The organism is Halostagnicola bangensis (assembly GCF_054653435.1).
The window spans coordinates 1,344,317-1,369,619 of sequence record NZ_BAAIGG010000002.1; the positions used below are offsets into that span (position 1 = coordinate 1,344,317).

The following is a 25,303-nucleotide window of genomic DNA, read 5'->3' on the forward strand; positions in this document are numbered from 1 at the left end:
CATTAGTCACCGTGATCCCCCAGATCGACATCCGCAGCCGGACCTTCGTCACAGCCATACGTGGTAACGTCTTGGGGAGCCTCCTCGACGAGTTCTACGTACAGGCCAGTTTCTTCCTGTTCTTCCTCGGAGAGACCACGTACCACCGGAACCATCCGATGGGCCTGGTGATCACACTCTCGAAGATGAGCATCTCCGACTCCCGTATGGTCGTACTCGTAGTCCTCCAATTCGCGAATGACCTCCGGTGGATTGAACGTATCGGCTCGTTCGACCGCCTCCGCGTACAGAAGGACGTTCTCGTACACCAACTTGGCGGCGAATCCGGGCGTCTCGTCGAATCGATCTTCGTACTCCTCGACGAACGCCTGTGAGTACTCATCATCCCGTTCGGCGTTCCAGTCGGTGGTGCCGTACACCCCCTCGATGTGGGCGCTCGCCGGCTCGAGCGAGAAGTTGCTCATCGTCGTAACGACGATCTCCATCTCGTCTTTTAGCCCCATATCCGAGGCCTGTGACAGCGCGTTTGTCAGTGCATCCCCGAACGTCGATAAGATGACGACGTCCGCATCCGAATCCATCGCGCTGTTGAGGTGTGCGTTGTAATCAGTCTCACCCTCCGGAATCGACTGTGCACCGACTTCCGTCCATCCCGCATCCTCGAGGTTTTCTAACATCGACTCCCTGCCGGTGATGCCGAACGAATAGTCGAGATAGATCTGGTAAAAGTCCAGATCATCGCCCAGTTCGTCGGGGAGAACGTCTGCCACACCCGCACCAAGCATATAGGTTGGCGCAGCCGTCCGAAAACTGTATCGAGTAGCGTGTTCTCCGGTAATCAGGTTCGACGTGGAGAGGTTGACCATGTACGGAACGCGCTCTTGTTGGGCGACCTCTTGGAGCGTCTCTGCAACCCCGCTCGAGACGCCGCCGGTCCACATCTGGATGTTGTCTTGTTCGATCATCCGTTGAATGTTTTCTCTGGACGCTTCACCATCGCCAGCGCTATCAGCCGTCGTTCCCTCGACTTCGTAGTCCAGGACCCCATCGCCGGAGAGACCGTCCCACATATCGACCCAGCCACCACCCTCGTTGAGATGGTCGAGCGCCATCTCGAACGCATCGAACTGGACGACGCCGTCGGGGGCGAGAATCCCACTCTGTGGCGCGTTCAAACCGAACGTAACGGTGTCTCCTTCCGGCGGATAATTTCCAAGCGATGGATCTTCGTCCCCCAAACAGCCGGCCATCCCGACGATGCCAGCCGTGCCGACAGCACCGGTCTTTCGTAGAATATCTCGTCTACTCGAGTCTGTGTTCTCATTCCGCATACCAATGATAAGGGAACCATCAAATATAATTGTATGGGTGGGTATCGTAGTTCCTGTTTTAAATTAAGTACATTCTGAGATAACATATAATTGGGCGGCTGATGTGGGTTTTGAAACGTAAGGGGACGAAGTAATCACTGGGAACAAATTCAAGAGATATCGACCGAGTCGGCGGTTCAGGGTACGACATGTGAATAGTGGTGCAGAGTACGACATGTGAGTCAGTGATGGTTCCCACTACTCGGTCGCTCGACGGATTGACGGTCGCACTCCAACGCGTTCGAGTCCATCCCAAAAAACGGAAAATTCGAACGTGGTTGCTCGCTTTCCTACTCGCCACTTTCCACGACGACGTCTCCCGACATCGTATCGGGATGTGGTTCACAGAGATACTCGGTCATCTCCTCGCTTGCGACGAATTCGACCGTTTCCATCTCGCCCTCGTCAGTTGTCCCGCCGGTCGAGACGAGCGATTCTCTCTCGTCGTCGAGCACTGCGAAGTTGTGGAATACCCCGTCGGTGTTGGTCCATTCGACGGTGTACTCTTCGTCCGCTGCCAGTGTGAGAGTCGGGTTCTCCTCGCCGTCGATTTCCTCCGGGGCGACGCCGACCCAGTGGTCGAACTCGCCCTCGAGTTCGATCACCTCGTCCGGATCGATAACGTCCGCCGGAACGTCCGCTTCGCCATCCTCGTCTTCCAGTTCGAGGTGTTGAACGATGCGATCGTAGACCAACTCGAGCCCGCCCTCCGCGGCATCGCCGGACTGGACGAGCGACACGTCGTCGAACCAGGCGGTTCCGGTCGATTCGCCCCACCCACCGAACAGAGCGTTAATGGTCAATTCATCGTTGCCACCGCTATTGAACGTTCCCTCGACTTCCGTCCAATCGGTATCGCCGTCGACCGAGTCGGTCAACGAACCTTGGCCGATTTCGTGAGCGTTGAACTGCGCACCGTACCCCGTCCCTGCATCGAGGTCTTCGGTTCTAATCCATCCGCTGAGGGTGTACTCGGTGTTTGGCTCGACGGAAACCGTTTGACTCCACGAGATATCGGCACCGTCGTCGGAATCGATTCGGGCGCTGTAATCACCGCTGTTGGCCGTCGAATCGTCGTGTGAGAACTCACCGCTTCCACCCCAGGTGCTCGTTTCCCAGTCGTCGGGACTATCGTTGTCAGCATCCTCGAAGGACGGGTTGCTGAGCAGGTTCGGCATATCGTCCTCGTCGTCTTCATCGTCGTCATCGTCGTCACCAATCTCCGCTTCGTACGTGGTAACGAACCCATCAGCGTGCTGGGAACCGCCGGACGACGCCGCATCAACCAGCAGGGTATCTTCGGCGTTGTCCCCCGTGTTGATCACGTCGAAGATCCGCTCACCGACCTCGAACGACTCGGGCACCTCTGCGAGTTTGAGAAGCGCCCACATCTGCACGCGTTGGTCGTCGTCGTTCAACACGTCGTTCTCGAGGATAGCTTCGCGCGTCGCTTCCGAACCCGGCAAGACCCGGACCGCGTTCAGGCGGACCCCGTCCGACGGATGGGTCAGGGCATCCTCCGCGGCGGCCAGCGCCTCGGCATCCGTCTCTTCGGCCAGGAGACCGAGCCCGTGAAGCGTCCAGAGCGCGTGAATTGCGCCCGGGTTGAGCCCTAGCTCGTCCTGACCGTCGTCAGCAATCAGGTCGATAAGGTCGTCAACGACGTCGTCCTCACCGCGTTCGACCAGGAGCCGCTGGGCGGTGAGTCGCCAGAACATGTTGTCGTCCGTCAGCGCATCGACCAGTTCGTCCGAGTCGGCGTCGCTCAAATCCTGCGGTTGAGTTTCGTTGTCCTCGCCGTGGGTGACGCGGTAGAGCCGAGAGTGGGAATGGTCGCGCAGATCGGTTTCGTACGCGTTGCCGTCGCCCGTCTCGTACCCGTCCGGTGTGGGGTTGTGTTGGAAGACGTAATTGTACCAGTCGATGTACCACACCATTCCGTCGGGACCAACGTTTGCGTACGTCGGGGAAACCCACTCGTCGTTACTGCTGACGAGGTTGTTGTGGTTGACAGCCGTGTACCCCGCGCCGTCCTGTTCCAGGAAGAACGTTGCCAACAGTTGACCGGTCCCTTCGCCGACGAAGCCGGTCTGGTTCCAGTACCGTTCGGGATACTCCCGTGCGGTGTATATTTCGTGGTCCGTCGCCGCCGTGAATCCGCCCTGCTGGTCGACCTGCCGTATTCGGTCGTGAATCGGCAGAATTCGATTGTCGTCGTCGGTTCTGCTATAGTTTTCGCCGAGGATACTCGGGATGTCATTAGCCGAAAACCCGTTGACCAGGTCGTAGTACCGGTCCGGAATGGCCGAGTACGCGGTCGGGTGCGTCCCGCTGGTCGCGGCGGAGACGAAGAGGAGCCCTTCCTCGCTGAAATCGAGCCCGGCCGTGTTCGTCGGCAAGTCACCGATGTGCTCGAGTTCGGAGCCGTCGGGTCTGAATCGGAAGATCGACTGACCGAAGGAATGGTCTTCGTCGCCGACGGTACCGTCGAATCCCGCGTAGCCGACGGCGCCGTACACCCAGTTGTCGATGCCGTAGACGATCTGGTTGAGCGAAGCGTGGGTGTCCCAGGTTCCGAATCCGGAAAACAGCGTCTCCTCGACGTCAGCAACGCCGTCTCCGTCCGTGTCCCCGAAGTAGACCACTCGGCCCTCGTCGTGGTTCTCCTCTATCTCCGAGACGATCACGCCGTCTTCGTACGGTGTCAGACTCAGGGGGATAGAGAGGCCGTCCTTGAAAACGGTGAATTCGTTGGGCTCACCGTCGCCGTCCGTATCGTCACAGACCAGGATTTTGTCTTCCCCGTTACCCGCATCGTTCGGATAATCGGCGGTAAGGGAGATCCAACAGCGTCCTCGAGCGTCGAACGCCATATCCAGGATGTTGCCTTCCAGATCGCCGGGGAGCGTTTCTTCGCTCACGTAGTGGTCGATATCGAACTCGGCGTTCGTGATCGTATGAGAGAGTGACTCCGAAACGTCGAGCGGATGTTGCATCCGAGACCACGAATCGTTCTCGAGGACTTCTTCCGGCGGCTCGCCGGGTCCGTAGAACGGAACGTCCGCCTCGACGAACTCCAGTTCGTCCAGCACGCGGGTGTCGTCGGCGATCGTGTCCTCGTTGCCCGACGTCCAACGAATCGCATTTTCTATCTTCTGCTTGAAGCCGTTCGTCTCCCAGACGCCCTCGTCGTGGCCCCAGGCGGTGTAGAAGACCCGACCGTCTCCCTGCTCGCGAACCCAGGTAAAGGGTTCTTCCTCGTCGTCCTCGTAGTCTCCGCCGGCACCGTGGGCGAGGACCTCGATATCGTCGTTCAAGTTCATATGCCTGTACGTTTCCTCGACAGCTTCGATTTCCTCGACGCCGTCAAAGACCGGATGGTCCGGCTGGATGCGATCCGTTGTCATCTCTTCGAGTCCGTGCCACTCGAACTGTCCGCCGACGAGTTCGATGAAGCGGTCCGACCCGGTGAAGGAGGCGGAGGCGCTGTGTACGGGAACGAAGCCGCCTCCGTCTTCGACGAAGTCGATGACGGCATCCTCTTGTTCGTCGGTCATCCCGAGGCGGTTTCCGTATAGCATCAGTGCGTCGTAATTGCTGAGCGTCTCCGGATTGAGGTCGTCCTGTCGTTCGGTATAGGCGACTTTGATCCCTCGGTTCAGCAAGTACGGCGTGAGCTCGACGACGAGGTCTTCCGAAAAGTGGGCGGCCCCGTCCTCGACGCCACCGAGGTAGAGGACCTGAATCCAATCGTCGGGGATCGGATCTTCGGGTTCGCCGATCTCTATGGATCCTCGCATCTCGTCGGGGTGAGAGCCACAGTGATATTCGACCATCTCCTCGGTCGCCGTGAACTCGACGGTCTCCGTTTCGCCCGCTTCGGCGGTCCCTTCGGACGCGAGAAGCTCGCATCCCTCGTCGTCGATAATCGTGAAATTGTGGTGGGACCCGTCGGTATTCGTCCACTCGAGGGTGTACGTTTCGCCCGCAACCAACGAAAGGGTTGGATTTTCCTCACCTTCTATCTCAACCGGCGAGACGCCGATCCACCTATAGGTGTACTCTTCACCTGTTGGCGGGCCAGCATGGTCCGGTGGTCCTCCGCCATTTGCGTGGTCTGGTGGTCCGGCGTGGTCCGGCGGTCCTCCGCCATTTGCGTGGTCTGGCGGGCCAGCATGGTCCGGCGGCCCGGCGTGATCCGGCGGACCGCCGGCGTAACCGTCGTCCTTTTTTATCGCCTCGAGTTCGATTTCGTGTCCACTCTGTGCACCAACCTGTCCGGTGATGCCGGTGAGCCCAGCGAGACCAAGGCCGCCCGTCGCCCGCATGAACAGCCGCCTGTTGAGGCTAACCGGTAATTCGCCGCTATCTCTGTCTGTCATGTCAACACACACCACTCCAATCCAGACAGGAATATAAATAATTACCGAAAGTTAGTGGATGGTGTAGATCTCCTTGCACTTTCGGACGAGTCGAGCGAACGAAACGCCTCCCGAGCGCGGATCCAAACCACCCACTCGAGAGCATTTCCCGGGTAGTACCGGGAGAAACAGTTGCCGGGAGGACGGGAGCCGGACAGCGGTACTCGCTAAACCAGACGAGCCGAAATATCGAGAAAGAGTAGAGAGGGATAATTAGCACAGATACCGAAAGAATACTCCACGTTCCTAACAATCTCATCGCGAATATCTCATATAAGTATTCATACGTCTGCTTTATTCCGTTCACAGAAGATGTTCACGATTTTTGAAATAGAAAACGACTCGCGGATCGCCGGCGATCGATCGACCGTGTCGATCCGCAGAAGGCGTTTCGCCAGCGTCAGAACGAATCAGCGCTCGACGGCTGGAAGCGTAACGGCCGACCCGTGACTCTCCGTTCTCGCGCTTCGGTCGAGTTCGATTCGAATCGGTCGATTTCCGCCGAAATGATCGTCGAGGCATCGAACGCCTCTTCTTCGGACCTCCCGCAGTCAGCGTCGTCGACGAGTTCTCTCGTTCCACATGTTTGTAACGAACGCCCCATAGATTACACGAATACATTTGTAATAATCCGTGCGAAATTCGATGTGGCGTTCTGAGATAGGGAACAGAGAGTATCCGGGGATAATTCCGATTGTCCGGACCGACGGGCATCCCCTCGGTTCCTTTCGCCGGTGATGTTGGAGTACGTATTACTACTTGTTCTCCAGATCAGAACGCCACCGACGAGTCGAATTCGGTCGCAGTAACACGAGTTCAGCAGGTCCATCGATCCGTCCAACGGTTCTCCGTGAAAATCCTCGTCCACCGTATCGGATCGTGAGACGCGATAGCGCGACGACGTTACGCGGAGCGTTTGCGTTGGTTCTCGGTTACGCCCAGTACACTTCGTCGGGACTCGTTTCGAAGACGGCACGATCGAGGACGTCGATCGCTTTCTCGAGTCCTTCGCGCGAAGACGTGAGCGAGTCCTCGTGTTCGATAGAGAGCGCGCCGTCGTACCCAACCATGCGAAGCGTCGAGACGACAGCTTTCCAGAATTCCTCGCCGTGGCCGTACCCGATCGATCGGAAGAGCCACGATCGGTCGATCTCCTCGGTGTACGGGGTCGTATCGAGAATCCCTTTTTCGCGGACATTGTCGTCGTACACTTTGGTATCTTTGGCGTGGAAGTGATGGATTGCGTCCTCCCGTCCGAGCTTTCGAATCGCGGACTCGATATCTATGCCCTGCCAGAGCAGGTGTGACGGATCGACGTTCGCGCCGATCCGATCGTTCGTTCGTTCGCGAAGTTCGAGCAACCCGTGCGGTTCGTAAATGAGCATATTTGGATGCATTTCGAGGCCGACGTCGACGCCGTGATCGTCGGCGTACGCCGCGATGTCGCTCCAATAGGAGTCGGCCACTTCCCACTGATACTCGAGCGCTTCGAGGTGTTCGTCCGGCCACGGAGCCGTGATCCAGTTCGGAACCGAATCTTCCGGCCCGCCGGCGGGCAACCCCGAGAACGTCGTGACGGTGTCGACGTCGAGTTGATCGGCCAATCGGATCGCGCTTCGGAGTTCTTCGTCAGCCTCTCGTGTACGGTCTTCGTCCGGGTGCAACGGATTGTTGTGGGTGGCCAGTGCGGACACGTACAGGTCGTGTTCCTCGAGGCGCGCGCGCAGAGTGGCTTGTGCGTCCGAGTCGTCGAGATACTCCTGAGCGGGGAGGTGATCGTCGCCGACGAAACCGCCGCATCCGAGTTCGACGGCACCGACGTCGCGGTCGGAGAGGTACGCCAGGCAGTCTTCGAGCGATTCATCAGCGAGTGCAACCGTCAGGACACCTACATCCATGAACAAAAAATGACCGCAAACGTATAAAAAGATTCGTACCGGAATCGTTTAACGTCTGACTCAGTGTGCGATAATCGGTGCGTTCGGGTCTCGAGCGTGTAAACCACGAAACCGCGCTCCGACGGCGGCTTCGAGTCGGTTCCCCGAACGTTTCGACCAGCCAACTTATATACGAAGGTCCGTCTTAGTTTCCAACGGCCGATGAAAAAGACAGCTAGTAATCCGGAAACCGGCGATTGGGCCGAACACGACGTCGCATATTCGGACGGTGTCGCGATCGAAACGCCCACCCACACGCGTGTGCTCGTTTCGGGGATTATCTCGAGCGAACCCGGTCTTGAAGCACAGACCAGGGACGTCTTGGACAACATAGCGGAGATCGTCGCAGAGTTCGGCGGGAGCATGAAGGATGTCGTTCGCGTTCGGGTATACATCAAAGAACCGTATATGAACGAAGAAGCTCTGGAAACGGTTCACGACGTCCGTCACGAGTTTTTTGCCCGGGAACACTACCCTGCGAGTACGCTCGTCGAAGTCAACGCGCTGGTAGACGAGACATCCGTGATCGAGATCGACGCGGATGCGATCATCCCCGACGCCGAGTGGGAGACCGAAGCGATATAGGGGCCAGTGCTCGTGCCCGGATCGACTGATACTGCCGGCTGTACCTCTATGAAGATTTTCGCACCATCGGAGCGACGAGAATTGTGAACGACGTACGGCCGGCAGTATGAGAAACAGTTTCGTCGTTCCGAGACCCCAAAACGACGGCCTGGATGGGCGTTCGAACCGTCAAACCGACGATCTGTATGAGGCGTTCGAACCGACATACCGATGATATAATAGCGCGTATAGTCAGAGACACCGTCCCCATCGAAACCGCCAGAAACGGAAGAGCACAGCGTGTGCCCCCTGTTCACCGGTCAGACTGTGCACAAGATTTAATGGGACCGGGGTTGACCCACTGTTTAGAGATGTTTACAATTACCATGCCATTCGTAGACAATTGGTGGTGGTGAAATGGCTATCGAGGCGTATTATCGCCCCGAAACGCTCGAGGAGGCGCTCGATCTATCAGCGGAGTACCGATCGTCCCTCGACATCATTTCTGGGGGTACCATCGCCATGCCTGCGATCAACGAGGGCAAGACGTTTCCGGACCGCGTGATGGACATTCGAGACTTGGATCTCGATTTCGTGGAATCGTCGAACGGAGAACGAACGCTCGGTGCAACGCTCACCCTGACAGGGGTTCTCGAGAAAATCGACGAGCCGTTTCTACGGGACGCCGCACGCCACACCGGCGGCTGGTCGATTCGAAACATGGGAACCGTCGGCGGGAATCTCTTTTCTCCGCCGCCGCTCGGTGATTTTGCCGTCGCTCTGCTGGCTCTCGATGCCGAGATCGAGGTCCAACAGCGGGACGAACAGCGGTGGATTTCCCTGTCGGAGTTCTACGCGGGTCCAAAATCGACCGCGATCGAGGCCGACGAGTTAGTCACGGCGGTTCGCCTTCCGCCGATCGATGGAGACACGACGTACACGAAGTACACCCGTAGCCAGGAGCCGGCTCAAGCGATAGTGACGGTCGCGGTCAATCTCGAGCGACAAGACGGCGTCGTCGAAACGGCCCGTATCGCGCTGAACGGTGCCGGACCGCACCCCGTACGGATGCACGAAGCGGAGGACATCCTCGAGGGAAAACGTCTCGAACGCGACGCGATCGAACGGGCCGCCGAGGCGGCTGCCGAGGAAGCTGATCCGCCCGAGGATGCCATAGCGAGCGCCTGGTATCGTCGAAAGATGATTCGCCATCACCTCTCGAACGCGCTGTGTGAACTTCGAAACCAGGAAGAAACAAAATGAGTGGAAAAATCGTTGAGTTAACGGTAAACGGGCGAACAGTCGAAGAGATCGTCGATCCGATGGAGCCGCTTCAGTCCGTTCTCAGAAACAAGCTCGGTAACACGGCAACCAAAACCGGCTGCAAACAGGGCGGCTGCGGGAGTTGTACAGTCCTCGTGGACGGCGAACCGATCGTTTCCTGTCTGCTCCCGGCCGAAGCCGCGGTCGGAAAAGAGATTACCACGCTCGAAGGGGTGACCCCGGACGAGGGGGTAGGACCGATTCAGGAAGCGTTCCACGAGAATTTCGCCATGCAGTGTGGGTACTGTACACCCGGAATGATCATGACGGCCACAGCGCTCTTAGAACGGAATCCAGACCCGTCTCGAGCGCAGATCGAAGACGCAATTTCGGGAAACATCTGTCGATGCACGGGATACGACCCGATCGTCGATGCCATCGAGGCCGCTTCGCAGACGATGACCGGTCGAGGAGATGGTGATGCATGAAGGAACTGAACGCCGTCGGAACGTCGGTCCGTCGTCGGGACGGCGACGGACACGTCACCGGCCAGACCGAATTCGTCGACGATCGGTCGTTCCCGGATCTGAAGCACCTGCACGTCGTCCGTAGTCCGGTTCCACACGCCGAAATCGAAGCAGTGGACGTCTCCGGAGCTGAGGAGGTCTCCGGATTCGTCAGCGCGCTCACCCACGAGGACGTTCCGAACAACGTCTACACCATTTTGCGACTGATCGGCATCGGCCCGAACGAGGAGCCGCTCCTCGCCGAGGACAGCGTTCGATACAAGGGAGAACCCATCGCCGCGATAGTGGCTGACACCAAACGCGCCGCGATGGAAGCCGCGTCGAAGGTCGAGGTGGACCTGACGGAACTGCCGGCCGTGTTCGATGTCGAGGAAGCCCTAGAGCCCGACGCGCCGATCTTGAAGGAGTGGGGAACGAACCACTTCGAGTACGACGGACACGAGTGTCGACGGGTTCGGTACGGTGACGTCGATAAGGGGTTCGAGGAGGCAGACCACATCATCGAAGAGCGCTACCAGACCAGCCCAATCGAGCAAGCACCCACCGAAACGACGGCAGCCATCGCCAAACCCGAGCCGAACGGGCGATTTACGGTATTTACTAACACACAGGCCCTCTATTTCTCACTGGACAACACGGCGATGATCGTCGACGTTCCGTTCAGTAAACTCCAGTTCGTCGGCGGAACGGTCGGCGGTGGGTTCGGCGGCAAAGTCGACGTGATCGTCGAGCCGCTGGCGACGCTGGCCGCCAAGAAAACCGGGTACCCGGTGCAGTATAAGTTCACGAGAGAAGAGGAGATGCAGGTATCTTCGCCGCGCGGCGCCTGGCGAATGTACTACAAGGACGGAGTCACCGACGACGGCGAGATCGTTGCCCGGCAAGTCACCAGCTACGCCGACGCCGGAGCGTACAATCGTCACACCCCTTACGCCGTAACGAAACACGCCGCGAACGTCGGCGGCCCGTATAATATTCCGAACGCCAAGTTCGACTGTTACTGCGTGTACACGACCAAACAGCCGAGCAGCGCGATGCGAGGATTCGGAGTGACCCCCGCATCGTTCGCCGTAGAGGGACAGATGGATGCGATCGCCGACGAACTCGGATTGGGCCGGTGGGAAGTTCGCTTCAAGAACGCCTATCAGAATGGTGATGTCACACCCCACCGGAAGGAAGTGGAGGATGCAACACTCATCGAAACGATGCAATCTGCAGCAGCGATGGCGGGCCACGACCTGCCCCCGGAGTTCGAGAATATGAGTTCTTTCGAAGAACGAGAGGAGGAGAATCATGTCTAAACGTCGAGGAACGGGGATTGCCACCGTCAACTACCCGACTGGCATGAACCTGGGAGGCGACCCGACGCAAGCGCTGATCCACAGCACTACCACGGGAAACTTCGTGGTTACCCTCTCGAGCACCGATCTGGGTCAAGGATTGAAAACGGCCGTAGCCCAAATCGCCGCGGACGCGATGGGCGTTCCCGTCGACAACATTATCATCGATACCGGGGATACGGATACCGGTCCACACTGTATGGGAACGTTTGCGAGTCGCGGGACGCACCGAGCGGGAAATGCCGTCATTGACGCCGCGGACGAGGCTCGAGAGGTCCTCATGGAGGTCGCAGCCGAGGAGTTAGAAGCGCCACCGAACGATCTTGAAACGGACAGCGACGGGAACATACACGTAGTGGGTGCGCCAGATCGCTCGATCAGCGTTATGGATGCCGCCATGGCCGCTCACTTCGAGCAGGGTCGGACGATTTCGGGACGAGGTATCGGGTTCAAGCCAAAGAGCGATGTCGACCCCGAGACCGGCGAGATGGATCCTGACTCGACCGAAGCGCACGCGACCGTGGTCACGGAAGTCGAGGTGGATACCGAGACCGGGGAGGTGGACGTCCTCACGATGAAGGCCGTCTACGAAATCGGTCAAATGGTTAACCCGGCGCTGGTCGACGGACAGATCGTCGGCGGTGCCTGGATGGGCATGGCACATGCCCTGTACGAAACCACTGACCCTTACTACCCCGATATCGATCACAAGCCGGGAAGCTTCGGGGAGTACAGCCTTCCGGGGCCCGCGGAAGTTCCCGAAATCGAGTACGAGGTGTTAGAAATCCCATCACGAACCGGTCCGTACGGCGTGAAAGGAATCGGTGAGATGTCCGCAACGCCACCCATCCCGGCGATCGTCAACGCGATCAAAGACGCGATCGGCGTACGGATCACCGAAATACCGGTGACTCCTGAAGTGATACTCCGAGCGCTAGAAGAGAAAGAAGATTCTCCGGAGGAATCTCCCGTCGCGGAGAACCAGGACGGAGGTGCCGAATCGTGACGAGAATCGTCGATCTGACGGTCCCTATCGGAGAAGAGACGCTGAGCCCGCCGTCCGTAGACAAAAACCTCGAGTTGACAACGCACACGAAAGGGCCCGGGCATTGGCAGAGTAGCGAAGTTGATATGCTCCTTCACACGGGATCACATGTCGATTTCGAGCGACACACGGTAAAAGGTGGAGAGACGTCGGCGGACGCTCCGCTGGACCGAGTCTGTGGCGACGCCTTCGTCGTCGACCTGAGCGAGGCCGGTCCGAACTACGAAATTACGAAGGCCGACGTGATGGAGCGGGCGGCCGACGTTCGTGACGGCGACATCGTGCTGATTCGAACCGATTGGACGGACGAAGCGTGGGGTGACTATCCGACCTATTACGACGACTCCCCGTACTGCGCGCCGGAGGCGGCCGAGTGGCTCGTCGACAACGGCGCGAAAGCCGTCGGATTCGATTGCTTCAGCGAGTATCCGGCTCGCCTTCCGGACTTCGACTCGGAGGATTTCCAGGTCCACAAGAATATCCTCGAGAACGGTGCGATACTCATGCAACACCTCACGAATCTGTCCGAACTTCCCGCGGACGCTCGAGTTCCGTTTTACGGGCCGTTCATCAAGGTCGAAGGCGGGGAAGGCTCGCCCGCCCGGTTTTTCGCCGTGCTCGAATCGTGAGCGCTTGGCTTCGGTAACCGGGTTACCGTCGTGAGATTCACCGTCGTGAGGGCTACGGGTTGGAACGACCGCCGTTACACCGCCATCTTTAATATCTGTCTTGTTATATAATAACAAGCACAACATGAAGTATCAACCGAGGGTACTCGTTTCCCAAGTGATTCCAGGGTCGACGGAAGACGTCTGGGAGACGGTCCGCGATTTCGGTAGTATCGATGAGTGGCATCCGGTCATCACCGACTGCACGCTCGAGGAAGACGGTCCGGGCGACCGTGTCGGGTCGGTCCGGAATTTCCAGGCGGGAGAGAAGACCGTTCGCGAACGCCTCGTCGCGCATTCGGATGTGGATCGATTCTATCAGTACACCATTCTCGAGGGCGGCGGGGCCAAGACCAACTATCACAGCGAGTTGCGGCTGATCCCGATCACCGAAACCGATCGGACGCTCGCGAAGTGGGTCGGGTACTTCGACGTCGAAGACGGCACCATGGACGACGCGAAGGAAAATCTCATCCCCGTCTTCACGGGAGGGTTGAATAATCTTCAGGAGCGCTTTTCCTGATCGAACGCGTTCGCTGAGAACCGCAGCGACGAAAGGAGAAAATTCGCAACTGACCGGCTGACAAGCGGTCGCGGAAGACCGAAAGATCCCCGTGATGGGGGGAGATTCCCCTCCGAGAGAGACGACTTCTCAGAGGGACGTCAACAGGCGAGCGATCGGATCGGTTCGATTGGAGTCTCACCAGTCAGAGTATTTTTGATGGTCGGGATCGATACTACGGAAAATGGGTTCTCACGATCGGTCGTCGGCGTTTACCGACCTCACGGAGCAGGATCTTCGAACGGTTCTCGACGAGACGGATTACGTCGTAGAAGACGATGTCGTGACGACGCTTTTGCTCACGCTTCGTCTCGGGAAACCCCTTCTCGTCGAAGGCGAGCCGGGGGGCGGCAAGACGGAACTGGGAAAGGTGCTCGCGGAAGGGTTCGACACAGAACTCATCAGGCTCCAATGTTACGAGGGGTTGACAGCCGAGAACGCGCTCTTCGAGTGGAACTACACGAAGCAGCTCCTCTCCGTTCAGGCCGACGAGCGCGGTGTGACCGACGGCGAGACGGTCTTCGACGAAGCGTATTTACTGGAACGGCCGCTGTTGTGCGCGATCAACCAGGACGGAGAAACGCCGCCGGTGTTGCTCATCGACGAGGTCGACCGAGCCGACGAGGAGTTCGAAGCGCTCCTTTTAGAATTCCTGTCGGACTTTCAGCTGTCGATCCCCGAGTACGGGACGGTACGGGCCGAGACACCGCCGGTGGTGATCATCACGTCGAACAGAACTCGAGGGCTCAGCGACGCATTGAAGCGACGGTGTCTGTTTCTCCACATCGGAACGCCGAACTTCGAGAAGGAACGGGAGATCGTCCAGCGCAAGGTCCCGGAGCTCGACGGTGACACGGTCGCCGAACTCGTCGGCGTCACCCAGCGATTGCGCGATGAGACGCTCCTCAAGCAACCGGGTATCGCCGAAACGCTCGACTGGGCGCGCGCGATCGCTGAACTTCGAGAAGGCGACGATGGCGGGCTCTCTCGGTCCGACATCGAACACACCCTCGGACTCTTGCTCAAGGAGGTCGAGGACACGAATCGCGTCGACGACGAGTTCGTCGAAACACTCCTATCGGCGGGCGAAAACGCACGAACCGCCGGTGAGGAGCTGTGAACGACAGACGGACCGAACGTCCCGATCCGGATTTAGACGTTGACACGGCTCGAGATCGCATCCTATCGCACGTTACGACCTTCGTTCGAGACCTGCGACGCGCCGGCGCGGACGTCCCAGCGAACGCGGGGATCGACGCGATGCGGGCGCTCACGGTCGTCGGGTTCGGAGACCGGCAACGCGTTCGAGTCGCACTACGCACAATGCTCGTCTCTCGACGGACCGACACGGACGTTTTCGACGAGCTCTTCCCGCCGTTCTGGGAGCGGTTGACGAATCTGGCCGGTTCGGGGATCAGCGAACGTGAGCGCTCTCGAGGCGAGTCCGGACGGACAGCCACGTCGGCGGCGGAGAGCCCGCACCGATCCGACGACGTGTGCGACTCCGGGTCGCTCGGTTCGGATCCCGCAACCGACCGGACGGAGGATACAGGGGTGGAAAACTGGGGCGACGAATCCAACGAGACTGAGGGCCGATCCGAACAGTCGTCGCACTCGAGTGATTCCCGCCGCTGTATCGATGCTGAAAACAGCGAGGACGACTCCGTTCGATCGACTGTATCGTCGTACAGTCGAACCGGCACCCCCGAACTGGTCGACGAGGCGGCTGTAGCCGACGCCGAACGGCTAGACGAGGCGGTACGAAAAATGACGCGTGCAATCGCGACACTTCGGGGCAGACAATGGGACCGCACGACCGGCGGCAACAGGGTCGACATGCGACGAGCGCTTCGGCGAAGCTTCGCCACGGGCGGAACCGTTGCCGATATTCCCCGCCACACTCGCCGGACGACGGGAGTGCGATGTTTGCTACTGGTCGATGTCAGTCGATCCGTCCTCGATATGATCGATCGAGAATTCCTCCTTCGATTTCTGCGATCGGTGTCCGACGCGTGGCGAAGCGTCCGGATATTCTTTTTCGACACCAGCGTTCGGGAAGTCACCGCGCAGTTCCAGGCACAATCAACTGCCAACGCCGCCCGCGCACTACGGCGTGTGGAAACGGAGTGGGGCGGTGGGACCCGAATCGGTCACGCGATCGAATCGGTGCGACGAACTCACCCGTACGCGGTCGACCGAACGACGACGGTCTTCGTGATCAGCGACGGCCTGGAGGTCGACGAAATCGACCGGCTCGAGGCGGGGGTCGCACGGCTCGCGCGCCTGTCGTCTGCCCTCCTGTGGTTGAACCCGTTGGCTGCATCCCCCATGTACGAACCGACTGCAGGGGGAATGGCCGTGTCTCTTCCGTACCTGGACGGACTGTTCGCTTTCACGGGTACCGAAGACATTGCGGAGATCGCTCGCCAATTGCGGCTCCACGGTCTCAGCACGAACGTGGGGTACCAGCACGATCAGCGGACTCGAGATTGTTGACTGTGGGGAGCGCTGCTTGTTGACGGTTCGAAGGCGAAGGTAGTATCGACATCGATGCCGAACTATCACGAACTCACCTTCGTCTCACCACCTTCCTTATTGTCACCGATAGATGCAGAAATCCCATATGACCGTCTAATTGGGTGTTGATATCAACTGGCAATCCATCGCAGATTACAGGTCAATCCACACAACAGTAGCTACCGGCGTCCGGACGAGGCGGAGTGTAATCTCTGGCTAACTCGGCTACTGAGAGTCGGTATCCGATTCCAACCAAATTAGGTATATATACGTCGTTCTCCCAGATTTCGTTTACTACCGTTATTTTTCGGAAAGGATCTTTCGGAGTCATGCTTTCCAGAGAAATCATTAGAATTAACTGCCCACACGAGTACGACACACTAATGGAACATCTGAACGAGCTTTCTCTCGAAGACCTGCAGGAAGCGCTCGAGGAGGTCGAGGGGAAGAAGCCGACGATGCGGCTGCTAGCGGCAATCGCGTACAAAAACGGGGTGACGCAGACTGAACTCGCTGAGTGGTACGACGTCGAACGCCGGACGATCTACAGTTGGCTCAAGCGCCTGGAGTCCGAGTCGCTTACCCAGGCCGTCATCGATGCGGATCGGTCCGGACGACCTCGAAAGCTGACCGAAGAGCAACGCGAGCGGTTCGAACAAGCGCTCCACGAGACGCCGACAGCAGTTGGGTACGACGCGTCGGCCTGGACGCCCGAACTGACACAACGGTATCTCGAGGAAACGTACGATATCGAGTATTCGATCCCGAGCTGTCGGCGGCTGATGAAGGAAGCGGGACTGCGCTACGAGCCGGCACGGAAAACGAGTTCACAGTCCCACGGTGAGGACGGCCGCTCGAGACGCGGTGGCAGATGGACGCCATCGTAGGGTCCCGAAAGCGCTCGGAGCGAGCGAGAAGGGGGAGAACGCCCAGATTTCGAATTGATCGAGCCACCGTCCAAATCGATAGCAGGAACGGACGTACTACTCGAGTAACTAGTTCTGAAGAAGCTAAATACGAGTCCAAAGCATCACGTCGGTTGAGAAACTGTAGACGAACGAATTCGGGGACGAGTCCGCGGTCAGCGGTGTGACTCTCTCCGGTAGTCACAGTCGGGAATCCACACGCTCGTTCTATCGATGATAGTAATATGTGCTAAACACAATATTGATACTGATACATCCGGAGAGCGGAACCGTTCAGTGTGTTTGATCCGAATGTATAGTTCTTTCCTGATGTTTTTCGGGTGGTCGAGCCGGCGGCCGACAGACAGAACGTGGAGCAACGACTCTCAAACAGATAGTATCCCGGTTTGAGACGGGAGCACTCGTACGATAGTCGAAAACGGCGACGGACTGTTCCGGCTGCGAACATCCTCCGTCGTTCGATCTGCGAAGATTTGTTAGTCGGAACGCTCGCCCCGCTCGCCGCTCGTGTCGATGCGTTCGCCGTCCTCCCAGACGTAGAACCCCTCGCCGGACTTCTTTCCGAGGTTGCCCGCCCGGACCTTCCGACGCAACGTCTGTGGCGGCTTGAACCGCTCGCCGAGTTCTTCACGGAGGTGTTCGGCGATGTGCAGTCGAACGTCGAGGCCGACGTGATCGGTCAGCTCGAGCGGGCCCATCGGGTAGCCGTAGCCGATCTTCATGGCCTCGTCGATATCCGCCGGGCTGGCGACGCCCTCCTCGACCATCCGGATCGCCTCGAGGCCCGTCGCGACGCCGAGTCTCGAGGAGGCAAAGCCGGCGCTGTCGCGGACGACCACGTCCTCTTTGTCGATATCGTGAACGTAGTCCACGGCGAAGGCTTCGGTACGATCGTCGGTCTGCTCGGCGACAACGATCTCGACGAGGTCCATGATGTGGGGCGGGTTGAAAAAGTGCAGTCCGACGGCTCGTTCCGGATGCTCGAGCGCGCTGGCCATCTCCGTCACCGACAGCGAGGAGGTGTTCGACGCGATAACGGCGTCCTCGCTCGCGACGTCCTCGACATCCGAGAAGACGTTCTTCTTCAAGTCCATCTCTTCGGGAACGGCTTCGACGACGAGATCGGCGTCTGCGACTGCCGCCTCGAGGTCGGTCGTTCCGTCGATCCGCTCGAGGGTCGCTTCCATCTCCTCGGCAGACACCTTCCCGCGGTCGACCCCGCCCTGAAGATTATCGCGGATTCCCTCGAGGCCGTCCTCGACGAACTCCGGTTTAATGTCCCGGAGAACGACCTCGTGGCCCGCCATCGCCGAGACCTGTGCGATTCCGTGGCCCATACTCCCGGCTCCGAGCACAGCGATTTTCATGTGGACGTGGACTCGGAGCACGATCAAAAACGTTCTCCTTCTCGAGTTGAGAGGTCAGTGGTCTCGGCCTGTTCTTACCCAGCAATCGCTACATTCACTCGGCCATCCACTCGCTCGCCTGCGGTTCCCGCGGGTTGGTCGGAATCTCGACGAGCGTCGGTTCGTCCGCGTTGACGGACTCGCCGACCGCCGTTCGAATCTCCGTTGGCGTTTCTGCGCGGCGAGCGGTCATGCCGAAACTGTTTGCCAACGAGACGAAATCGATCGGCGCGTCGGGCCAGGCGTACGCGTCGTCCTCGAGTTCGTACGACCGGCCGGCTTCCTCGCTGATTATCGCGTAATCCTCGTTTCTGAACACGACCACAGTGATCGGGAGTTCCTCGGCGACGGCAGTGTGGAGTTCGTGAACACACATCATGAGGCCGCCGTCGCCGATCAACACCACGACATCCCCATCGGGGTTCGAGAGCTGTGCACCGATCCCCGACGGGAGGGCAACTCCCATCGACGCCCACGAGCCGGGGTTGACGTACGATCGAGGGCCGTACGCCTCGAACACGGTAAGAGCCCAGACGCGAGAACCGCCGGCGTCGGCCGTCACGACGGCCTCCCGCGGAACGGCGCTCCTGACTGCCTCGAGTGCGCTCACCGACGTCAGCGGCGGCGTCGATCCGCGAAGGTCGTCGATCCGATCGCTCGTTGCCTCTCGAACCGCGGTTGCGCGTTCCGCGCCGCTTTGGCTCGCATCCGCCCTCGAGTTTGCGGATTCGCTCCCCTCGAGAGCCCCGGCGAGGTCCGAGAGCGCGGCAGTCGCGTCGGCGACGATTCCCACCGTCGGTTCGTACCCGTTGCCCAGATCGCCGGGATCAAGCGTGACGTGGACGAGGGTATCAGGGAGTTCAACGCTCCATCCGCGAGTCGCGTGGGCGTCGAGGTCCGTTCCGACCGCGAGCGCCGCGTCGGCCGTCGCGAGACACTCGAGTAATTCGGGGGATGCACTCCCCGAAAGCGTTCCCGCAAAAAATTCCCAGTCCTCCGGGACGACGCCCTTTCCTTTGTAGGTGGTGACGACCGGCGCATCGAGGATCTCCGCGACGCGCTCGAGTTCCGGACTCGCGTTCGCCGTCCGAACGCCGCCGCCAGCGAGGATCACCGGCGACTGGCTCTCCGCGAGCGCGTTCCGTGCGACCTCGAGGTCAGGTTCGAAAGCGCCCTCGAGATGCTCGCGGCTGTACTCTCCGGGCGTCGCGACCGGAACGTCCTTCGGGAGAAACGGTTTCGGGATACCGACTCGAACGGGGCCGTACGGCGGTGTCAACGCGGTCGCGATGGCTTCCTCGACAACGACCGCCGTACTCTCCGGCTGGTCGACTAAGACGTTCGCTTTGACGACGTTGTCGTAGGTGTCCGGCGGCGTCTCGTGGATTCCATCGCCTCCTCGCAGTTCGGGACCCGTCTCGACGGCGAAGTGGATTAGGGGCGTACAATCGTTGAACGCGTTTTTCAGCCCGTTCGTGGCGTTCATGTCGCCCGGCCCGGGGACGACAACGGTCGCGGCGAGGTCGCCGCCCGCCTCCGCGTACCCCCACGCCTGGTGGGTAACCGCGGTCTCGTGTCGGGCCATCACGAAGCGAATATCGTCCCGGTCGTCGATCGTCTCGTTCAGGGGGAGCGTCTGCTTTCCCGGGATACCGAAGACGGTATCGACCCCGTTTGCAACCAGGCGATCGACGACGGCTCGACTGACGTTCATACGTTCACCCTTGTGAACGAACCACTTAGCGTCTCTGCCGAGCGCCGAATCGACCGTCCTCGTGGAACCGAAAACCGAGGGTCGAACCAAATGGCTGAGAGAACTTCGAAAGATAGCAGTGACCGCAACGCCTATCACCTTGTTTATCTGTTATCACGTATGCTGGATTTCGTCACCCTCGAGGAAGACCTCGATCAGGAAGAACGGATGATCCGGGATACGGCCCGGGAGTTCGTCGAGGAACACGTCAAGCCCGAAATCGGCGAGCACTTCGAAGCCGGCACGTTTCCGAAAGAGCTGATCCCGAAGATGGGAGAGATGGGCTTTTACGCCCCCAACCTCGAGGGGTACGGCTCGCCGAACGTTTCCGAAACGGCCTACGGGCTGTTGATGCAGGAACTCGAGGCCGGAGACTCGGGGCTTCGATCGATGGCCTCGGTGCAGGGGGCCTTGGTCATGTATCCCATCCACGCCTACGGGAGCGAGACGCAGAAAGACGAGTGGCTCCCGAAACTCGGCAGGGGCGAGGCGGTCGGCTGTTTCGGGCTCACCGAACCCGAACACGGCTCGAATCCGACGGCGATGGAAACGTTCGCCGAGCGGACGGACGACGGCTTCCGACTCACCGGTTCGAAAACGTGGATCACGAACTCCCCCATCGCCGACATCGCCGTCGTCTGGGCGCGGGACCGCTCGAGCGAGGGCGATCCGGTGCGCGGCTTCCTCGTCGAAACCAACTGGGATGGCGTCAGCACCAACAAGATCACCGAGAAGCTCTCGCTTCGGGCTTCGATCACCGGCGAAATCGGACTGAACGACGTCTTCGTTCCGGAAGCGAACGTTCTCCCCGGCGTCGAGGGGATGAAGGGGCCGCTCTCCTGTCTGACCCAGGCTCGCTACGGCATCGCCTGGGGAGCCGTCGGCGCGGCGCGGGACTGCTTCGAGGTCGCACGGCAGTACGCGACCGACCGCGAGCAGTTCGGCGGCCCGATCGCTCAGTTCCAGCTCCAGCAACGAAAGCTCGCGGAAATGGCGACTCAGATCACGCTCGCGCAACTCCTTGCCCATCGACTCGCGGAGCTGAAAGAACGCGGCGACATGCGTCCGGCCCACGTTTCGATGGCCAAGCGAAACAACGTCCGCGCGGCTCGCGATCAGTCCAGAGTCGCCCGCGAGATGCTCGGCGGGAACGGCATCACCACCGATTACTCCCCGATGCGTCACATGGCTAACCTCGAGACGGTCTACACCTACGAAGGAACCCACGACATTCACACGCTCGTCCTCGGCGAAGAGTTGACCGGGATTTCGGCCTACCAGTGAGCGACGGGGTCGCGGAATCGTTCGTCGTTCGTCTCCTCTCAGCGTTTCACTCTCCGGAACGGTGATTGACAGTACGAACCAATGGAGACGAACGGGAGTTCTGTCGAGTGAAACGCGTTCGTTCCGTAGACGGCGTAATAGTTCCGTCAACGGCGGAGGTGTCTTGGGGAAGACACGGCTGTTTTGAGAACACTCGCATAATCCACACGTGCGATTCCGAGGGCGCCGAGCGCGATATTGGCGCTTCGGCGAGGGCGGTATTGGTGGGTTACCGAGCGCGATATTGGCGCTTCGGCGAGGGCGGTATTGGTGGGTTGCCGGGGGCGGTATTGGCGATTCGGCGGAACGATAGATCCTCGAGTTCCGAGCAGAAACGCCGCCGAAAAATTGATCCATCCGGTTCGTTTCGCCCAGCGGAACGAATCAGTCGCGAGCGGATTCGAACTCGTCCACGAGCGGAAACGTGCCGAGTTGGGCCGCCGAAAGCAACACGCGATCCTTTTCGTACCCGTGGGCAATCGACTCGACCATGCCGTCGGCATCGGTCAACGGAACGGATCGGACGGTCGTCCCACGCTCGTCGATCTCGAGGAGCAACAACGCGTGCGGAAACGACGAGACGGCGGGAACCGTGAGCTCTCGAACGCCGTCCGTCTCTTCGATCGCTGGGAAGTGAAGGTGGCCGGTTACCACGAGTGCCACGTCGCGGGACGCGAGTAATGCGACCAGCGGTTCCGGGTTCGAAAAACCGGGCACTGATCCACCGACCGGCAGTTCGGCTCGGTAGCGCTCGTACAGGTCACCCGTCGCAGGCAGATTGTGATGAACCGTGACGAGCGTCGAATCGATGTCGACGTCGGAAAGCGTCTCGTCGAGCCACATCAACTGCTCGGCGCTGATGCGTCCGTCCCACGTCTCTGCGGGAGCGGCCGGTCTGGCGGCGTGGCTGTTGAGGCCGATTACCTCAAGATCGCCGAATCGGGTTCGAAACGGCAATTCACCCGGCGTGTATCGGCGTTCGAACGCTTCGATCGACGCCGATTCGTGGTCGTCGAACGTCGTCGGTAAATCATGATTGCCGGGGACCGCAACCATCGGCGGCTCGAAATCTGCGAGTTCGTCGAACCGGTCGAGCTGTGCAGGCGTTCCGTCGCGCGAGAGATCCCCCGCGACGACGACGCCGTCGATCGCCCGGTCGTTTACGCACTCGACGGCGGCCCGAAGGTGGCGCTCCGTTCGATGAAGCACTTTCCACGTTCCGGAGGCGTCCGTCGCGAGGTGAACGTCCGAAAGAACCGCGAGCGTCGTGGGCTCGGTCGTCGTCGGTCGCTCGAGGCGTGCGAGCAGTTGGCCGGCGTGCGGTCGATGCATCTTCGAGCCGATTGACGGTCTCGAGCGGTGTAAAGTTCCCCCGTCCGCCCAGCAACACGATATAGCGGTCGCTCCGAACCGGAAACTCGTCGGGTACGGAACCGATCAATTCTGTAGAGCGGCGTTTTAAACGGTTTGTCGTGGACAACCGACTATGAAACAGCCACGAGCGACACGGCGAACGGTTATGGAACTGGTCGGTGGAACGATCGCCGCCGGGAGTTTCGCTAGCCTGAGCGGTGCCGCTCAAGACGACAGCGGCGACGATGACTCGACTGAGGGAGATGAACTCGAGGAGAGCGAGTACGCGACGCTCTACGAGGAGGCGATCGACGGCGTGGTTCTCGTTCAGACCTCGGGAACCGATCACGAGGAGGGCATCGGATCGGGGTTCGTCTACGAGGACGAGTACATCATTACGAACGAGCACGTCGTCAGCACTGTCGACGAGCTCGATATCCAGTTCGTCGAGGAAGACTGGCAGTCGGCAACGGTCGTCGGAACCGATCCCTACAGCGACCTCGCGGTTCTCGAGGCGGACGAGTTGCCCGACTACGTCGAATCGTTGCCCGTCGCCGAAGCGACACCGGATATCGGACAAGAAGTCGTCGCACTGGGCAATCCGCTCGGACTCGATGCGTCGGCGTCGCAGGGGATCGTGAGCGGCATCAACCGCTCGCTGCCCAGTCCGACCGGATTCAACATTCCGGCGGCGATTCAGACCGACGCCCCGGTGAATCCGGGAAACAGCGGCGGTCCGCTCGTCACGCTCGAGGGAGACGTCGTCGGGGTCGTCTTCGCGGGTGCCGGACCGGGGCTAAATATCGGTTTTGCGATCTCGACACCGCTCGCCGAGCGGGTCGTTCCGTCACTGATCGAGGACGGCACCTACGACCATCCGTATCTGGGCGTCAGCGTCGTCCCGCTAACGCCGCGTATCGCACAAGCGAATACCATCGACGAACCGGGCGGCGTTCTGGTCGCCGAAATCGCCCCCGGCTCTCCCGCCGACGGCGTGTTCGAAGCGGCCGACCAAACGGCGCTCGTCGAAGACGAACTCGTTCCCGTCGGTGGCGACGTGATCGTCGAACTCGCCGACGGGGAGATACCGAACCAGGACTTTCTGTCTACACAGCTCGCACTCGAGACGTCGCCCGACGAAACGATCAGCATCGGAGTTATTCGTGACGGCGAACGAACGGAGCTCGAGGTGACGCTCGGCGCTCGAGACGAACTGTGAAATCGACCTTGTGTATGTACGGTCAGAAGCGATAACTGTTACGAATATATGAGTGTAATGGACACGAGTGCGAACAAGAACGAGATGAGCGTACACGGTGGTCGCCCGAAATGTATCAGTCAGGGACTTCGAAACGGACGATATGACGATACTGACGCTCGATACGTCTCCGCAGCATGACGATACTTACAAGCGTGTGCCGCCTCCGTTCGAATATGACACGGGCCAGCTCGCTTCCGTCCGGCACGCAGATCGGACGAGTCTCGCTTCTCGCGTCCGACCGTTCGGAACTGGTCGAGTTCTATCGAGACGTCGTCGGACTCAAGGTGTGCTCCCAGAGTTCCGGAGAAACGACACTCGGTGCCGGTGGACGGACATTGCTCGTGATAGGCGAGGATCAGAACGCCGCTCCGCGCGACCGGGCGAAAGCGGGGCTCTATCACACGGCGTTCAGAGTCCCCTCCCGAGCCGCGCTTAGCGATGCGCTAAGGCGGATCCGAGCGCAGTGGGAACTCGAGAGTGCGTCGGACCACGACGTCAGCGAAGCGCTCTATCTCACCGATCCAGCGGGCAACGGAGTGGAGATCTATCGCGACCGACCGCGCGACCGGTGGTCGACGAGCGGCGGACATGTCGAAATGGGATCGAATCCCCTCGATCTCGAGTCGCTACTGGCCGCCTCGAGCGATCAGCCAGAGGGAGAACGTATCGTGGTCGAGGACGTAATCGATCCGGAAACGACGGTGGGTCACGTACACCTCGAGGTGAGCGCTATCGACGACGCTCGCGCGTTCTACGAGGATGGAATCGGCTTCGATATCGCAGTCGAGCCGGCTCCCTCGGTGCTATTTTTCGCCGCGGGCGGCTATCACCACCACGTCGCCGTAAACACCTGGAACCGACGGTCAGCTCCCGCCTCGGGGCAAGGGGTCGCCTGGTTCGAAATCACCGTTCCAGACGGATCGGCGTTGACAGCGGTTTGTGACCGCGTGCGAGCTACCGGCGGCACCCTCTCCGAGCACGACGACGGGTTCGACGTCACCGATCCCGACGGAATCGAGGTTCGGGTTCGACTCGAGAACGGGACCTGATCCTCGGAGACGAGAACT

The 25,303-nt window shown here is 59.8% G+C and carries 18 protein-coding genes and 1 pseudogene; 13 read left to right on the forward strand and 6 right to left on the reverse strand.

Annotated elements, in window-relative coordinates:
• Window positions 1-2: 2 nt before the first annotated feature.
• The 3 genes from ACYQ14_RS08375 to ACYQ14_RS08385 all read right to left on the reverse strand — a co-directional run bounded on the left by ACYQ14_RS08375 (window position 3) and on the right by ACYQ14_RS08385 (window position 7,689).
• Window positions 3-1,331 carry an ABC transporter substrate-binding protein gene (locus ACYQ14_RS08375; protein WP_459887011.1) on the reverse strand — a complete coding sequence of 443 codons (1,329 nt, stop codon included), beginning with the start codon at window positions 1,329-1,331 and terminating at the stop codon, window positions 3-5.
• A gap of 329 nt (window positions 1,332-1,660) precedes the next feature.
• A complete protein-coding gene (locus ACYQ14_RS08380; RefSeq protein WP_459887014.1) occupies window positions 1,661-5,752 on the reverse strand; it encodes a PVC-type heme-binding CxxCH protein in 4,092 nt (1,363 codons plus the stop codon).
• Window positions 5,753-6,723: 971 nt separating this feature from the next.
• Window positions 6,724-7,689: a sugar phosphate isomerase/epimerase family protein gene (locus tag ACYQ14_RS08385; RefSeq protein WP_459887016.1), complete on the reverse strand. Its 966-nt coding sequence runs from the start codon at window positions 7,687-7,689 to the stop codon at window positions 6,724-6,726.
• 201 nt (window positions 7,690-7,890) lie between these two features.
• Between ACYQ14_RS08385 and ACYQ14_RS08390 the strand changes: the two genes are divergently transcribed.
• The 10 genes and pseudogenes from ACYQ14_RS08390 to ACYQ14_RS08435 form a co-directional block, all read left to right on the forward strand.
• Window positions 7,891-8,313, forward strand: a complete 423-nt coding sequence (locus ACYQ14_RS08390; protein ID WP_459887019.1) for a RidA family protein — start codon at window positions 7,891-7,893, stop codon at window positions 8,311-8,313.
• 396 nt (window positions 8,314-8,709) lie between these two features.
• The gene (locus tag ACYQ14_RS08395; RefSeq protein ID WP_459887022.1) at window positions 8,710-9,555 is read left to right on the forward strand and encodes an FAD binding domain-containing protein; all 846 of its coding nucleotides are present in this window, start codon (window positions 8,710-8,712) and stop codon (window positions 9,553-9,555) included.
• Complete coding sequence (locus ACYQ14_RS08400) at window positions 9,552-10,043, forward strand: (2Fe-2S)-binding protein (protein ID WP_459887025.1); 492 nt, start codon at window positions 9,552-9,554, stop codon at window positions 10,041-10,043. The genes ACYQ14_RS08395 and ACYQ14_RS08400 overlap by 4 nt, the downstream gene beginning before the upstream one ends.
• Window positions 10,040-11,383, forward strand: a complete 1,344-nt coding sequence (locus ACYQ14_RS08405) for a xanthine dehydrogenase family protein molybdopterin-binding subunit (protein ID WP_459887027.1) — start codon at window positions 10,040-10,042, stop codon at window positions 11,381-11,383. Before ACYQ14_RS08400 ends, ACYQ14_RS08405 begins: the two co-directional genes overlap by 4 nt.
• Window positions 11,376-12,428: a xanthine dehydrogenase family protein molybdopterin-binding subunit gene (locus ACYQ14_RS08410; RefSeq protein WP_459887030.1), complete on the forward strand. Its 1,053-nt coding sequence runs from the start codon at window positions 11,376-11,378 to the stop codon at window positions 12,426-12,428. The genes ACYQ14_RS08405 and ACYQ14_RS08410 overlap by 8 nt, the downstream gene beginning before the upstream one ends.
• Entirely contained in the window at window positions 12,425-13,096 is a 672-nt protein-coding gene (locus tag ACYQ14_RS08415; RefSeq protein WP_459887033.1) for a cyclase family protein, read from the forward strand. The genes ACYQ14_RS08410 and ACYQ14_RS08415 overlap by 4 nt, the downstream gene beginning before the upstream one ends.
• Window positions 13,097-13,220: 124 nt before the next feature.
• Window positions 13,221-13,658: an SRPBCC family protein gene (locus ACYQ14_RS08420; RefSeq protein ID WP_459887036.1), complete on the forward strand. Its 438-nt coding sequence runs from the start codon at window positions 13,221-13,223 to the stop codon at window positions 13,656-13,658.
• Window positions 13,659-13,881: 223 nt separating this feature from the next.
• A complete protein-coding gene (locus ACYQ14_RS08425; RefSeq protein WP_459887038.1) occupies window positions 13,882-14,817 on the forward strand; it encodes an AAA family ATPase in 936 nt (311 codons plus the stop codon).
• Window positions 14,814-16,193 carry a VWA domain-containing protein gene (locus ACYQ14_RS08430; RefSeq protein WP_459887041.1) on the forward strand — a complete coding sequence of 460 codons (1,380 nt, stop codon included), beginning with the start codon at window positions 14,814-14,816 and terminating at the stop codon, window positions 16,191-16,193. The genes ACYQ14_RS08425 and ACYQ14_RS08430 overlap by 4 nt, the downstream gene beginning before the upstream one ends.
• Window positions 16,194-16,597: 404 nt before the next feature.
• Window positions 16,598-17,062 (forward strand): annotated as a pseudogene (locus tag ACYQ14_RS08435) (helix-turn-helix domain-containing protein); the annotation flags it as partial.
• A gap of 554 nt (window positions 17,063-17,616) precedes the next feature.
• On the opposite strand, the gene ACYQ14_RS08440 reads toward ACYQ14_RS08435, so the two are convergent.
• Both ACYQ14_RS08440 and ACYQ14_RS08445 read right to left on the reverse strand, forming a co-directional pair.
• The gene (locus tag ACYQ14_RS08440; RefSeq protein ID WP_459887043.1) at window positions 17,617-18,507 is read right to left on the reverse strand and encodes a 3-hydroxyacyl-CoA dehydrogenase family protein; all 891 of its coding nucleotides are present in this window, start codon (window positions 18,505-18,507) and stop codon (window positions 17,617-17,619) included.
• A 94-nt stretch (window positions 18,508-18,601) separates the two neighbouring features.
• Window positions 18,602-20,260: a thiamine pyrophosphate-binding protein gene (locus tag ACYQ14_RS08445; protein WP_459887045.1), complete on the reverse strand. Its 1,659-nt coding sequence runs from the start codon at window positions 20,258-20,260 to the stop codon at window positions 18,602-18,604.
• A 159-nt stretch (window positions 20,261-20,419) separates the two neighbouring features.
• Between ACYQ14_RS08445 and ACYQ14_RS08450 the strand changes: the two genes are divergently transcribed.
• Window positions 20,420-21,583 carry an acyl-CoA dehydrogenase family protein gene (locus ACYQ14_RS08450; RefSeq protein ID WP_459887047.1) on the forward strand — a complete coding sequence of 388 codons (1,164 nt, stop codon included), beginning with the start codon at window positions 20,420-20,422 and terminating at the stop codon, window positions 21,581-21,583.
• A gap of 423 nt (window positions 21,584-22,006) precedes the next feature.
• On the opposite strand, the gene ACYQ14_RS08455 is transcribed toward ACYQ14_RS08450, so the two are convergent.
• Window positions 22,007-22,954 carry a metallophosphoesterase family protein gene (locus ACYQ14_RS08455; protein ID WP_459887050.1) on the reverse strand — a complete coding sequence of 316 codons (948 nt, stop codon included), beginning with the start codon at window positions 22,952-22,954 and terminating at the stop codon, window positions 22,007-22,009.
• 154 nt (window positions 22,955-23,108) lie between these two features.
• Between ACYQ14_RS08455 and ACYQ14_RS08460 the strand changes: the two genes are divergently transcribed.
• Window positions 23,109-24,194: a S1C family serine protease gene (locus tag ACYQ14_RS08460; RefSeq protein WP_459887053.1), complete on the forward strand. Its 1,086-nt coding sequence runs from the start codon at window positions 23,109-23,111 to the stop codon at window positions 24,192-24,194.
• Between the two features lie 215 nt (window positions 24,195-24,409).
• Window positions 24,410-25,285: a VOC family protein gene (locus ACYQ14_RS08465; RefSeq protein WP_459887056.1), complete on the forward strand. Its 876-nt coding sequence runs from the start codon at window positions 24,410-24,412 to the stop codon at window positions 25,283-25,285.
• The last annotated feature ends 18 nt before the right edge of the window (window positions 25,286-25,303 follow it).

Excerpts from the sequence above, each read along its gene's own strand:
- ACYQ14_RS08375 (WP_459887011.1), bottom strand. The coding sequence starts at position 1,331 with ATGCGGAATGAGAACACAGACTCGAGTAGACGAGATATTCTACGAAAG.
- ACYQ14_RS08405 (WP_459887027.1), top strand. The coding sequence starts at position 10,040 with ATGAAGGAACTGAACGCCGTCGGAACGTCGGTCCGTCGTCGGGACGGC.
- ACYQ14_RS08390 (WP_459887019.1), top strand. The coding sequence starts at position 7,891 with ATGAAAAAGACAGCTAGTAATCCGGAAACCGGCGATTGGGCCGAACAC.
- ACYQ14_RS08380 (WP_459887014.1), bottom strand. The coding sequence starts at position 5,752 with ATGACAGACAGAGATAGCGGCGAATTACCGGTTAGCCTCAACAGGCGG.
- ACYQ14_RS08445 (WP_459887045.1), bottom strand. The coding sequence starts at position 20,260 with ATGAACGTCAGTCGAGCCGTCGTCGATCGCCTGGTTGCAAACGGGGTC.
- ACYQ14_RS08420 (WP_459887036.1), top strand. The coding sequence starts at position 13,221 with ATGAAGTATCAACCGAGGGTACTCGTTTCCCAAGTGATTCCAGGGTCG.
- ACYQ14_RS08410 (WP_459887030.1), top strand. The coding sequence starts at position 11,376 with ATGTCTAAACGTCGAGGAACGGGGATTGCCACCGTCAACTACCCGACT.
- ACYQ14_RS08455 (WP_459887050.1), bottom strand. The coding sequence starts at position 22,954 with ATGCATCGACCGCACGCCGGCCAACTGCTCGCACGCCTCGAGCGACCG.
- ACYQ14_RS08425 (WP_459887038.1), top strand. The coding sequence starts at position 13,882 with ATGGGTTCTCACGATCGGTCGTCGGCGTTTACCGACCTCACGGAGCAG.
- ACYQ14_RS08385 (WP_459887016.1), bottom strand. The coding sequence starts at position 7,689 with ATGGATGTAGGTGTCCTGACGGTTGCACTCGCTGATGAATCGCTCGAA.
- ACYQ14_RS08395 (WP_459887022.1), top strand. The coding sequence starts at position 8,710 with ATGGCTATCGAGGCGTATTATCGCCCCGAAACGCTCGAGGAGGCGCTC.
- ACYQ14_RS08450 (WP_459887047.1), top strand. The coding sequence starts at position 20,420 with ATGCTGGATTTCGTCACCCTCGAGGAAGACCTCGATCAGGAAGAACGG.
- ACYQ14_RS08465 (WP_459887056.1), top strand. The coding sequence starts at position 24,410 with ATGACACGGGCCAGCTCGCTTCCGTCCGGCACGCAGATCGGACGAGTC.
- ACYQ14_RS08460 (WP_459887053.1), top strand. The coding sequence starts at position 23,109 with ATGAAACAGCCACGAGCGACACGGCGAACGGTTATGGAACTGGTCGGT.
- ACYQ14_RS08440 (WP_459887043.1), bottom strand. The coding sequence starts at position 18,507 with ATGAAAATCGCTGTGCTCGGAGCCGGGAGTATGGGCCACGGAATCGCA.
- ACYQ14_RS08400 (WP_459887025.1), top strand. The coding sequence starts at position 9,552 with ATGAGTGGAAAAATCGTTGAGTTAACGGTAAACGGGCGAACAGTCGAA.